This window comes from Limnohabitans sp. Rim47 (assembly GCF_001517545.1).
In the GTDB taxonomy this organism is placed as follows: domain Bacteria; phylum Pseudomonadota; class Gammaproteobacteria; order Burkholderiales; family Burkholderiaceae_C; genus Limnohabitans_A.
This window is the reverse complement of sequence record NZ_FBYA01000001.1, coordinates 353444-365481: the sequence shown is the minus strand read 5'-3', so window position 1 is coordinate 365481 and position 12038 is coordinate 353444. Positions and strand designations below refer to the sequence as shown.

The 12038-nt window shown below is 62.7% G+C and carries 12 protein-coding genes; 6 read left to right on the top strand and 6 right to left on the bottom strand.

The window, feature by feature from the left end; all coding sequences use genetic code 11:
- Positions 1–14: 14 nt before the first annotated feature.
- Positions 15–1190 carry a serine hydrolase domain-containing protein gene (locus BN3544_RS01645; RefSeq protein ID WP_019429697.1) on the top strand — a complete coding sequence of 392 codons (1176 nt, stop codon included), beginning with the start codon at positions 15–17 and terminating at the stop codon, positions 1188–1190.
- 28 nt (positions 1191–1218) lie between these two features.
- Positions 1219–2841, top strand: coding sequence for a long-chain-fatty-acid--CoA ligase (locus BN3544_RS01640; protein ID WP_019429698.1), 1623 nt, complete (start codon positions 1219–1221; stop codon positions 2839–2841).
- 165 nt (positions 2842–3006) lie between these two features.
- Here BN3544_RS01640 and BN3544_RS01635 read toward each other — a convergent pair whose 3' ends face one another.
- Positions 3007–3627: a glutathione S-transferase family protein gene (locus BN3544_RS01635; RefSeq protein WP_019429699.1), complete on the bottom strand. Its 621-nt coding sequence runs from the start codon at positions 3625–3627 to the stop codon at positions 3007–3009.
- 260 nt (positions 3628–3887) lie between these two features.
- Here BN3544_RS01635 and BN3544_RS01630 point away from each other — a divergent pair, with 260 nt between their 5' ends.
- A complete protein-coding gene (locus BN3544_RS01630; RefSeq protein WP_019429700.1) occupies positions 3888–5066 on the top strand; it encodes an acyl-CoA dehydrogenase family protein in 1179 nt (392 codons plus the stop codon).
- 58 nt (positions 5067–5124) lie between these two features.
- On the opposite strand, the gene pyrF is transcribed toward BN3544_RS01630, so the two are convergent.
- Positions 5125–5967, bottom strand: coding sequence for an orotidine-5'-phosphate decarboxylase (pyrF, locus tag BN3544_RS01625; RefSeq protein WP_026036603.1), 843 nt, complete (start codon positions 5965–5967; stop codon positions 5125–5127).
- Positions 5968–6055: 88 nt separating this feature from the next.
- On the opposite strand from pyrF, the gene BN3544_RS01620 reads away from it, so the two are divergent.
- Positions 6056–6940 (top strand): DMT family transporter, encoded by an 885-nt coding sequence (locus BN3544_RS01620; RefSeq protein WP_026036604.1) that lies wholly within the window; start codon positions 6056–6058, stop codon positions 6938–6940.
- A gap of 91 nt (positions 6941–7031) precedes the next feature.
- On the opposite strand, the gene BN3544_RS01615 is transcribed toward BN3544_RS01620, so the two are convergent.
- From BN3544_RS01615 to BN3544_RS01600, 4 genes are read right to left on the bottom strand one after another with little or no spacing between them, the layout of a single operon-like run.
- Positions 7032–7850 carry a uracil-DNA glycosylase gene (locus BN3544_RS01615; RefSeq protein WP_019429703.1) on the bottom strand — a complete coding sequence of 273 codons (819 nt, stop codon included), beginning with the start codon at positions 7848–7850 and terminating at the stop codon, positions 7032–7034.
- Between the two features lie 8 nt (positions 7851–7858).
- Positions 7859–8368: a ribosomal protein S18-alanine N-acetyltransferase gene (gene rimI, locus BN3544_RS01610; RefSeq protein WP_019429704.1), complete on the bottom strand. Its 510-nt coding sequence runs from the start codon at positions 8366–8368 to the stop codon at positions 7859–7861.
- The gene (tsaB, locus tag BN3544_RS01605; RefSeq protein WP_019429705.1) at positions 8365–9141 is read right to left on the bottom strand and encodes a tRNA (adenosine(37)-N6)-threonylcarbamoyltransferase complex dimerization subunit type 1 TsaB; all 777 of its coding nucleotides are present in this window, start codon (positions 9139–9141) and stop codon (positions 8365–8367) included. Before tsaB ends, rimI begins: the two co-directional genes overlap by 4 nt.
- On the bottom strand, positions 9138–10121 hold the full coding sequence (locus tag BN3544_RS01600; protein ID WP_019429706.1) for a DMT family transporter: 984 nt from the start codon (positions 10119–10121) through the stop codon (positions 9138–9140). Before BN3544_RS01600 ends, tsaB begins: the two co-directional genes overlap by 4 nt.
- A 53-nt stretch (positions 10122–10174) precedes the next feature.
- Between BN3544_RS01600 and dacB the strand changes: the two genes are divergently transcribed.
- Together dacB and BN3544_RS01590 are read left to right on the top strand one after the other, a co-directional pair.
- Positions 10175–11776: a D-alanyl-D-alanine carboxypeptidase/D-alanyl-D-alanine endopeptidase gene (gene dacB / locus BN3544_RS01595; protein WP_231733884.1), complete on the top strand. Its 1602-nt coding sequence runs from the start codon at positions 10175–10177 to the stop codon at positions 11774–11776.
- Positions 11777–11780: 4 nt separating this feature from the next.
- Positions 11781–12035 (top strand): SemiSWEET transporter, encoded by a 255-nt coding sequence (locus BN3544_RS01590; protein ID WP_019429708.1) that lies wholly within the window; start codon positions 11781–11783, stop codon positions 12033–12035.
- Positions 12036–12038: the final 3 nt, after the last annotated feature.

The window sequence follows — 12038 nt, the reverse complement described above, 5'->3', positions numbered from 1 at the left end:
ATTCTGGAGCGCCGATGACCCCCCATTTTCCTTTGCCCCACGCCCGCCCCGCCGATGTGGGCCTGTGCCCCGACCGCACACAACGGCTGATGGACGTGTTGCGCCGCGAAGTGGACAGCGGCCGTCTGCCGGGCGCGGTGGCCATGGTGGCCCGCCAAGGCCAGATCGCTTTGTTCGAGGCGGTGGGCCAGCAAGACCCCGCCAAGGGCACACCCATGCAGACCAACAGCATCTTTCGCATCTATTCGATGACCAAACCGGTGGTGTCGGTGGCGGTGATGATGCTGGTCGAACGCGGTCAGTTGCTGCTCTCCGACCCGATCAGCCGCTGGTTGCCTGAATACGCTGCACAACAAGTAGCCACCGCCCACGGGCTGGAGCCGGTGCGCAATCCGGCCACGGTGCAAGACCTGCTGCGCCACACGGCCGGGATGACCTACGAATTTCTGGGCACATCGCCCGTGCAGCAGCAATACGGCCAAGTGAAGATCGCCTCGCGCGATCGCACCAATGCCGAGTTTTCGCAAACGCTGGCGGCGCTGCCTTTGCAGTTTCAGCCTGGCAGCGTGTGGGCCTACAGCCGCGCGACCGATGTGCTGGGCAGGCTGGTCGAGGTGGTCAGCGGGCAAGGCTTGGGCGCTTTCTTGCAAGCGGAGATCTTTGGCCCCCTGGGCATGGTGGACACCGGCTTTGCCGTGCCGCCCGATCAGCAGCACCGCATTGCCGAGCCCTTTGCGCACGACCCTGACGGTGGCGTGCCCATGAAGGTGCTGGAGCCACGCCAGGTGCCCGCCATGGAAGGCGGTGGCGGTGGCCTCATGTCCACCGCCATGGACTACGCCCGCTTTTTGCAGTGCCTGCGCAACCGGGGCGAGCTGAACGGCGTGCGCTTGCTCGGCCCCCACACGGTGGACTTCATGACCGCAGACCATTTGGGCGGCATCCCGGTCGATGGCACCTTGCTGCCACCGGGCCACGGCTTTGGCCTGGGCTTTGCCGTGCGCACGCATCTGGGCCTGTCGCCCGTGCCAGGCTCGGTGGGTTTGTATTACTGGGGCGGCATCGCGGGCACCACCTTCTTTGTCGACCCGGCACTCGACATGGTCGCCATGCTGATGATCCAGGCACCCAACCAGCGCGATGACTATCGCCCCCTGTTTCGCGACATGGTGTACGCGGCCATGCTGTAAAAAACTCAAAAACACTGGAGACAAAAACATGCCCCAAACCGGCCTCATGATGAACCGCCCCCTGCTCATTTCGGGCATCCTCGAACACGGCGCAGCGCAGTTTGGCGATCAAGAAATCGTCTCGCGCGAAACGCATGGCCCGCTGCACCGCACCACCTATGCCGATGCGGCCAAGCGCGCCCGCCAATTGGCCCATGCACTGGCCCAGATGGGCCTGAAAGCGGGCAGCGCGGTCGGCTCGATTGCCTGGAACAACCACCGCCATCTGGAAGCCTATTACGCCGTCTCGGGCAGCGGCATGGTCATGCACACCTGCAACCCGCGCCTGCACCCACAGCAGCTGATCTATGTGATCAACCACGCCGAGGACGAGGTGGTGTTGTTTGACGCCACTTTCGCGCCGCTGGTCAAAGGCATTGCCGCGCATTGCCCCAAGGTGCGCGCTTGGGTCTGCCTGGCCGATGCCGCCAACACACCCGCCATCGAGGGCGTGGCCAACGTGATGAATTACGAGGACCTGATCACCGGCCACAACGACAGCTTTGATTGGCCGGAGCTCGACGAAAACACCGGCGCGGCCCTGTGCTACACATCGGGCACCACCGGCAACCCCAAAGGCGTGCTTTACACGCACCGCGCCATCGTGCTGAACGCCACCACCGCGGGCTTGCCCGATGTGCTGGGCCTGTCCACGCAAGAAACCATCTTGCCCGTGGTGCCCATGTTCCACATCAACGCCTGGTGCATCCCCTATGCCGCACTGCTGGCCGGCACCAAGCTGGTCTTGCCCGGCCCCAAGCTCGACGGCCACAGCCTGTTTGAGTTGATGGACAGCGAGCAAGTCACCATCAGTGCGGGCGTGCCCACGATCTGGATGGGCCTGATCCAGCACGTCGAGCAAAACAACTTGCGCTTTGCCCACATGAAGCGCACCTGTGTGGGCGGCTCGGCCATGCCCATGGCGCTGATCGCGAAGTTCATGGACAACTACGGCGTGGAAGTGCGCCACGGCTGGGGCATGACAGAGACCACCGCCGTAGCCACCATGAGCAACTTGAGCCGCATCGACCGCCTCAAGCCCGCTGCCGAGCAGCACGCCATTGTGGCCAAACAAGGCAAAACCGTCTCGGGCATTGAGATCAAGATCGTCGATGAAAACGGCACCACCTTGCCCCGCGACGGCACATCGCAAGGCGAGCTGATGGTGCGCGGCCAGTGGATCGTGGAGCGCTATTTCAAAGCCGAGAAAACCGCGTTGGTGGACGGCTGGTTCCCCACCGGCGACATCGCCACCATCGATGCGCACGGCACCATGCAAATCCGTGACCGCACCAAAGACGTGATCAAAACCGGTGGCGAGTGGATCAGCTCGATTGATCTGGAAAACGCCGCCATCGGCCACCCCGCCGTGGCCATGGCGGCGGTGATCGGCGTCAAGCACCCCAAGTGGGACGAACGCCCGCTGCTGTTCATCGTGCGCAAGCCGGGGCAGGCGCTTGAGAAACAAGAGATCCTCGACTTTCTCGCCACCAAGGTCGCCAAGTGGTGGGTCCCCGACGATGCGGTCTTCCTCGAATCGTTGCCCGTAGGTGGCACCGGCAAGGTGCAAAAAAACGACCTGCGCAAAGACTACGGCGGCGTGTTCAGCTGAAGCTTGTCATGCTGGACTTGATCCAGCACTTAGCCCTGTCATGCCGGACTTGATCCGGCATCCATGGTTGAACCGGCATGGACCCCGGATCAAGTCCGGGGTGACAGATGGGAGCGGGGTGACAGAGAGAAGCACGTGACAGATGGGAGCGGTTGGCGCCTACCCCTAAACCTTGGCGCTGGGGCGCTCATAGACCCGGTCGCGCCAGGCTTGCAAGGCGCTCATGCCGTCATCGCCGGGCACAAACTTCATCAAGCCGCGTGCAAACTCCAGTGCGCAAAACGCGGTGATGTCGGCGATGGTGAAGCGCTCGCCAGCGATCCAAGGCTGGCTTAGCAGGCGCTGGTCAAAACCCCTCGCCACCTCGCGCACCTTCTCGGCTTGCGAGCGGCCGAACTCGGGGAACTGCGGTTTTTCCAAAGCGGCCAAGCCCGGGTGACTGTGGCGAATGGCATTGGCAATGCCGCCCAGCAAATACAACTCCACCTGCCGGTCGGCCATCTCAATAAAGCCGCGCTCGTCACCATCCACGCCCATCAGGTTAGGCTCGGGGTAACGGCCTTCGAGCAAGGTGCAAATGGCGCGGGTCTCGGTGATCACGCGGCCGTCGTCCAGCTCCAGCGCAGGCACTTTGGCCAGCGGGCTCTTGGCCAAATAGTCAGGCTGACGGTGCTCACCGCCGTTCAAGTCCAGGTTGACCATCTCGATGCCGGTGATATTTTTCTCGACCAAAAACATCAGCACTCGGCGGGGGCTGGGGGCGCGGTGGGCGGTGTAAAGCTTCATGGCTTGTCCTTGTGGTTTTTAAGCTGCTTACCTTGGCGGCATAGCGACAAACAGCATCGCAGCCAGCCCATACGTTCAGCACAGGCTATCACCTCACCCTTGATCAGACAGCCGCGCAGATGACAGCCCTGCACTCAGCTTCGCACAGAACTAACCCGAATGCGACAGTGAGTCACAGGCCGGACAGCGCAAGCATGTTCCCGCCTTTCCAATCGGTTCATGGCCATTGGTTTCACCCTTTTTTCAGAATCACCTATTCCATGAACTTTGACATCCCCCCAGACTTGCAAGCACTGCGCGAGCGCACCCGTCAATTCATCGCCGAACAGGTCATCCCTCTGGAAAACGACCCGCGCCACGGTGTGCACGGCCCTTCCGAAGAGCTGCGTCGCGAATTGGTGGCACGCGCACGCGCTGCGGGCCTGCTCACCCCGCATGCCTCGGTCGAGATGGGCGGGCTGGGCCTGAGCCACATCGCCAAGGCGGTGGTGTTTGAAGAGGCCGGTTACTCCAACCTGGGGCCGACCGCGCTCAATATCCACGCACCCGACGAAGGCAACATCCACTTGATGGAGGAGGTGGCCACCCCAGCGCAAAAAGAGCGCTGGCTGCGCCCTCAGGTGGCCGGGCTCACCCGCTCATGTTTTGCCATGACCGAGCCCGACCCGGGCGCGGGGGCGGACCCGTCGATGCTGACCACCACCGCCGTGCGCGATGGCGATGACTACCTGATCAGTGGCCGCAAATGGTTCATCACCGGGGCTGATGGGGCCGATTACGCCATCGTCATGGCCCGCATGGAAGATGGCACCGCCACCATGTTTTTGACCGACATGAACCAATCGGGCATTCGGCTGGAGCGCAGCATGGATGCCATGGACAACTGCTTTACCGGCGGGCATGGCGTGCTGTGCTTTGACCGTTTGCGCGTGCCGGCCAGCGATGTATTGGGTGAGGTGGGTCAAGGCTTTCGGTATGCGCAAGTGCGACTGGCCCCGGCACGGCTGACTCACTGCATGCGCTGGTTGGGCCAGGCCCGCCGGGCGCATGACATCGCGCTGGATTACGCCAGCCGCCGCAAGGCGTTTGGCAAACCGCTGGCCGAGCACGAAGGTGTGGGCTTCATGTTGGCCGACAACGACATCGACCTGCACACCGCCCGCCTGCACATCTGGCACACCGCCTGGCTGTTGGACCAGGGTCAAAAAGGCGGCTTTGAATCCAGCCGAGCCAAAGTGGCCTGCTCAGAAGCCGAGTGGCGCGTGGTGGACCGCTGCGTGCAAATTTTGGGCGGCCAAGGCGTGACGGCCGAGACACCGGTGATGCGCATCTTCATGGACATGCGGGCCTTCCGGATTTATGACGGCCCAAGCGAAGTGCACCGCTGGAGCATGGCGCGCAAGCTGGTGCACAAGGCGCAAAAAGCGGCAAAGGGCTGAGGGTACGCACCCAGTAAACCAGCCCCCTTGCGCTAGGGGTCTGGTTCAGTGTCAAGGCTCAGGCCTTGGCTGCTTCCAGCGTCTCACGCGTTTGCATCGCGACCTTGCGGGCAGCCGCTGCAAAGTCGTCACCGCTCGATGCATACAGCACCGCCCGCGATGAGTTGACGATGATCGGCCCGGCGCTGCTGCCGTCGGCGTTGGCACGCCAACCGGCTTTGACCGTGGCCACTGCATCGCCGCCTTGTGCGCCCACGCCGGGGATCAGCAAGGGCACGGTGGAGGCCAATTCGCGCACCCGTTCGATCTCTTTGGGGTAGGTTGCGCCCACCACCAAGCCCAGCTGGCCGTTCAAGTTCCATGGGCCTTGGGCCAAACGCGCCACATGCTCGTAGAGCAGCGGCTGGCCTTCGACCGAAGCCAGGCGTTGGTTTTGCAGATCGTCACCGCCGGGGTTGGAGGTGCGGCACAGCAAGAACGCGCCTTTGCCGTGGTACTTCAGATACGGGGCCACCGAGTCCCAGCCCATGAAGGGCGAGAGGGTCACGGCATCGGCACCATAGCGCTCAAAGGCTTCGATGGCGTATTGCTCGGCGGTTGAGCCAATGTCGCCGCGCTTGGCGTCCAAAATGATCGGCACCTGGGGGGCCACGCGGCGCATGTGTTCCATCAGGCGTTCCAGCTGGCCTTCGGCGCGGTGGGCTGCAAAGTAGGCGATTTGGGGTTTGAAGCTGCTGACCAGATCGGCTGTGGCATCCACGATGGCGGCGCAAAAGTCGTAAATTTTGTTCGAGTCGCCCTTGATGCGATCCGGGAACTTGGTGGGCTCAGGGTCCAGGCCCACACAGAGCATGGAGCCGTTTTGGCGCTCGGCGGTGCGCAACATGTCGAGAAAGGTCATGCGGGCATTTTAAGCGGCGACAGGGCAGGTCGGCGCAGGCGCTGGCGGCAACACCCAGACACACACGGCCACAGCTAAGATGGCCGCCATGCACAAACTCTCATCCCGGCAATGGACTGTTTTGATCTTGCTCACTCTGGTCTGGGGTATCAACTGGCCGATCATGAAAATCGGGGTCACGGGGTTTCCGCCGCTGACCTTTCGTGCTTTGTGCATGTGGCTGGGCACGCCGGTTTTGGCTTTGGTGCTGGTGGTGCAGCGCGTGCCGTTTCGCATCGGGCGAGAACATTGGCGCGAGTTGCTCTTGTTGGCGACCTTCAACATGTTTTTCTGGCATGGTCTGATCATCGTGGCGGTGCAGTCGCTGTCCAGCGGAAGGGCGGCGATTTTGGGCTACACCATGCCGATGTTTTCGGCCGTTTTGGGGGCCTTGGTGTTTGGAGACCGTCTGGCCAAACGCGCCTGGGGCGGCGTGGCGGCCGCGTCAGTCGGCGTGGTCTTGCTGCTCTGGCACGAACTGTCCAACCTGAGCGGCAAGCCCATGGGCGTGCTGCTGGCCTTGGGCGCTGCCAGCACCTGGGCCTTGGGCACACAGCTGTTGCGCCGCACAAAAATGCCCGTGCCCACCTTGGCCATTTCTTTCTGGATGGCGTTTTTGACGACCGGGGTCATGACTGTGCTTGCGGTCTTGTTAGAACGTGACCAGTGGCATGCCCCGTCTGAGGCCACTTGGGGCGCCATCGCCTTCAATGCGGTGCTGGTGTTTGGCTTTGCACAAGCCGCCTGGTTTTATTTGGCCCGCAGCCTGCCGCCCGTGGCCTCTACCCTGAGCGTGATGCTGATCCCGGTGCTGGGTGTTTTCAGCGGCGCAGTGGGGCTGGGGGAGGTCTTGCACTGGCAAGACTGGGCGGCTGTGGGTTTGATGATGTTGTCGATCGCGGCCGTGCTCTGGCCCAAGCGCCAGACGAGCTGACGCTTCAACATTCGGTCACTGGGGCGACTTGCCACAAAGACGGTTCAAACCTGCCTGCGTGGGCAGCGAGCCGCTGATCGTGAATGGCTGCTCAGCCTTGAACCGTCTTGAGCGCCAGCAACAGATCGACCCAGGCTTTGGCTTTGTCTGCCGGCGTGCGCAGCAAGCTGCTCGGGTGATAGGTCGCCACCACAGGCACGCCTTGGTAAGTGTGCAACTGCCCGCGCAGCTTGCCCAGAGGTTCCGAGCTTTGCAACACCGATAGAACGGCAAATCGGCCCATAACCAAAATGACTTTGGGTTGAACCAAGGCCACTTGTCGTGCCAAATAAGGCGAGCAGGTGCTCAGTTCTTGCGGCGACGGATTGCGCCCAGGCGGGCGACACTTGACGGCACTGGTGATGTAAACGCCGCCAGCGCCTTGCGCCTTGCGTGCCAAGCCCACCGCTTTGAGCATGTTGTCGAGCAACTGTCCGGCCGGACCGGCAAAAGGCTCGCCTTGTTGCTCTTCGTCTTCACCCGGCGGGTCGCCAATGACCATCCAGTCGGCTTGCACATCGCCCACGCCAAACACCGATTTTTTGCGCTGACCACACAAATCGCAGGCTTGGCAGGCGGCGGCTGTGTCTTGCAGCGTGGTCCAGTCCATGCGGTCCACACCTTCGGCCAATGGCTGGCCTGTCACGATCACGGCAGGCTGCGCCGAGACTACAGGGGCAGGGCGCGTGCTCGGTGGCGTCATGGCGGGCACGACGGCTGCGGGCGTCTGATGCAGTGCAACGGAGGGGCTGACTTGGGGAGCGGCAGATGGCGCATCGTCTGCACGCTGTGGCCACCACACGCGCACACCCATTTCGGCCAGCATGGCGCGTTGGCGGTCGTCTAGGTCAAATCGGGTGGGGTCGCTCATGTTCGGGCTCACAGTTTCAAACTCATCACCACCGCATGCTCACGCTGCTGGCGGCCTGCCGGATAGTAATCCTTGCGGATGCTGACTTGCCGAAAGCCATAACGCTCGTACACCTGCAAAGCGCGCAGGTTGCTTTGGCGCACCTCTAACCAAAGCCATTGGGCACCCTCGTGACGCGACATGAGCGACAAGGCGTCCAGCATCATGTGGCCCCAACCTTGGCCTTGGCGCGCGGGTGCCACGGTGATGTTGAGCAAGTGCATCTCTTCAAAGCCGCGCATGGCCAAAAAGTAAGCCAGCAATTCACCTTCGAGCCACAGGCATTGAGCATCGAAAAGCGGGTTCAGCGAGTCGCGAAAATTGCCCCGCGACCAAGGGTGGCTGTAGGCCGTTTGCTCGATGGCCATGACGGCGTCCAGATGGTCCAAGGTCATGGGGGCCAGGGTGACCGCATTGCGCACCGTTTCGGAGGGTTGGACGCGTGCAGTGGTGTCGGGCTTCGTGGTCAAACTGGTCATGGCTGAACTGCCGCCTTCGCCTGCGCGGCCTGGGCCTTCAGGGCCTCGCGTTCGGCGGTGGTGTTGGCCACTTTGTCACGGATATACAGCGGCATGGCCTGATCGGCCGACACCGCCAGCCCCTGCGCCCACAAGGCCGGTGCCAAACGCAACAAGGCCGCTGCGGTGGGCAAGGCCACACAACGCTCGCCCACGGGCAGGCGCTCGCCATAAACGGCAAACGCATTGCCGGCCAGCAGCACCCGCGCCCCCTCGGGCATGGCCATCTTTTCAGGCGCACCGACCTGCAAAGGTGCCACCTCTTGCCAGCGCCCCTCGGTTTGACCGGGCGCCACCTGCCAGCGGTAGGCGGCGCTGTACACCTCGTCCATGCGGGCATCGAGCAGCGCCAGCACCGTCACATCGGTGTCGGTTGAAAGCACACCTGCTTGCACCTGCGCCCACCGCGCCTCTTCGGCCACAGCCAGCAAAGTGTCCACGGGCAGCACCGGCAAATCGGCACCAAACGCGAGGCCTTGCGCCACGGCACAGGCCGTGCGCAAACCCGTGAACGAGCCCGGCCCACGGCCAAACACAATCGCGTCTAATGAGGCGAGGGGCATGTCGGCTTCGGCCAACAGGGCCAGCACCGCCGGGATCAGGCCACTGGAAGCCTGAGCGCCACCGGGCAGGGTTTGCGTCCAGACCCGATCTCCTCGGGCCACGGCCAAAGACAGCACATCGGTGCTGGTGTCAAAAGCCAACCAACGCCCTTCTTTTGCGACAACGCTCATGGCTTGCCTCCGGCTGTGGCCACGTTGGGCAAAACGACCACCGGCTTGGCTTGGCGAACGCCCAACAAAATGCCGCCGGTCACCAGCGCCAGCCCCGCCAGCAAATTCCAATGCATCGGCTCAGCCAAAAACCAGACCGCGCCCAAGGCCGACAAACCTGGCACCAAGGCCGTGATCATGGTCGAGCGCACAGGGCCAAAGTGGCGCACCATTTGCGTGAAGGTGATGCCTGATATGACGACTGAGCCCACCCCTTGGAAAACCGCTTGGAACAAGATCTCGGTCCACGGCACCTGCATCAAATGGGTGGGCACCATACCGGTGGCGATCAAAACCAGATACACGGGCACAAAGCTCACAAAAGCAAAGGCGGTGATGGCCATGGTGGCGCGCACCGCGTCCAGGCCATGGCGACGCACGGTCACGCTGTAACCCGCCCAGCAACAAGCCGCCGTCATGAACAGCAAATCGCCTTTCCAGACCTCGCCGCCTTCAAACGCTTTGAGCAAACTCGCGCCGCCCACCAACACATCGCCCAGCACGATGAAGCCCAAACCCACCGCACGGACCGTTGAGATTTTTTCGCGCAACACCAGCCAAGCCAACAAGGTGGTCCACAAGGGCAAGCTGCCGGGCATCAGCACCGAGGCGTGCGTGGCGGGTGCAAAAAAGAAACCGTTATAGGCCAGCACGGCATAGAGCAAGCCACCCAAAAAACCCGCCTGCACCGTGGGGGCCAAAGGCAAAGGCGACAAGCCGTAAAGCGAGCCCACCTTTTGACCCGCTTGCCGGGCTGGGCGCATGAGCCACCAAGCCCAAGGCAGCAAGATGGTGCTGGCCCCCAAAACGCGCGCCAACGCGATGTCCAAAGGCAGCAAGCCCCGAGACGCCGACGCACGCGCAATGACGATGAAGCCCGTCCAGATGAGCACCGTGATGACCGCCGAGGCCAAGCCCACGGTTTTTGAAGAAAATCGCATGGCCCGAATGATACGGCCCCGCCGTGCCAAGCCCTGACCATTAGACTCACTGAATGAGCTTCTCACGCGCAACGCGCCCCCTTTTTCCTGTGTGGTCGATGGCCGTGTGCGCTGCGTTGACGTTGACGTTGGCTTTGACCAGCACACTGCCGACACCCGCCAGCGCAGAAACTGCGCCCACACCACACAAACAAGGCCCCTTGGCGCAGGCCCACCCCACCGCGCTGCCCCCTGCCCTGCTGAAAGCCCTGCGCCAAGCGCAAGTGCCTGCCTCGGCCTTGAGTGTGCTGATCGCCCCTTTGCCTGCCTCGGACACACCGGGCAAGCGGGCCAATGCGCAGCCCCCGCGCCTGTCGCATCGCCCACAAGCGGCCAGCAACCCGGCCTCGGTCATGAAGCTGTTCACCACCTATGCGGGCTTGAGCTTGCTGGGTCCAGACTATGTCTGGCGCAACCGCGTTTATGCCGATGGCCCGGTGCGTGACGGCGTGCTGCAAGGCAACTTGGTGGTGCGCGGCAGCGGCGATCCCAAATTGGTGCTGGAGCGCCTGCAAGATCTTCTGGGCCAGGTGGTCGCAGCAGGCGTGCGCGAGGTGCGCGGTGACATCGTGCTCGACCGCAGCGTGTTTGATGTGCGTGAACGCAGCGAGCCCTTTGACGACGAACCACTGCGCCCTTACAACGTGTCGCCCGACGGGCTTCTGCTCAACTTCAAAGCCGTGGTTTACAAGTTCACACCCGACGCGGCCAACGGGCCAGTGCAGGTGCGCTTCGAGCCGCCCTTGGCGGGCATGGACGCGCCCACACACGTGCCTGCCAGTGCCGCGCCATGCAGCGATTGGCGCAGCCAGCTCAAAGCCGACTTCAGCCAGCCTTTGCAAGTGCGTTTTACGGGCAGCTACCCCACCCGCTGTGGTGAACGCGAGTGGCCCGTGGCCTATCCGGACCCCGAACAATATGCGCCCCGCGTCATGCAAGCGATGTGGCTGGCCGCAGGCGGGCGTCTGAGTGGTCAAGTGCGCTACGGGCTGCGCCCTGCATCGGCACGCTTGCTGGTGGACGCCCCCTCGTTGACCTTGGCCGAAGTCATTCAGGACATCAACAAGTTTTCCAACAACGTGATGGCGCAGCAGTTGTTTTTGACGCTGTCCAGCGAATTGGGCGCACCCGGTCGCTTTGAAGCCTCGCGTTTGCGCATGTCCCGTTGGTGGCGCGAGGGGTTCAGCGAATTCGACGAGCCCGCGCTGGACAACGGCTCGGGCCTGTCGCGCACCGAACGCAGCAGCGCGGCGACTTTGACGGCTTTGCTGCAAGCGGCCCACAGTGGCCCGCACGCCCAGGCTTTTGCCCAATCGCTCTCACTGGCCGGGGTCGATGGCACCACCGCCCGCCTGAAAGAGCGCAACCCGCAGTCCCCAGTGATCGGCAAGGCTTGGCTCAAAACCGGCTCGCTGCGCGACGTGGTGTCGGTTGCCGGTTATGTGCAAGGCCAAAGCGGCCAGCGCTACACCGTTGTCGCCATCGTCAACCACCCCAACGCCAACCAAGCCCGCCCCGCCATCGACCAATTGCTGGAATGGGCGGTACGTGACCAGAACAACTTTGAAAGTGCGCGAACAGCCGTTCGACCCAGCACCAAAGGCCAACGACAATAAGCCCATGACCTTGATTGACTGGATCGGCTCCTTAGCCGCATTGATCACCACAGCCAGCTTCATTCCGCAAGCTTGGCAAACCTTCCGCACACGAGATGTGAGTGGCATTTCGCTGGGCATGTACAGCCTGTTCACCGTGGGCGTAGCGCTGTGGCTGGTCTATGGCATTTTGTTGATGGCTTGGCCCATCATCATCGCCAACACCATCACCACAACCTTGGCGCTGATGATTTTGGTGATGAAGCTGCGGTACCGCTGAAAC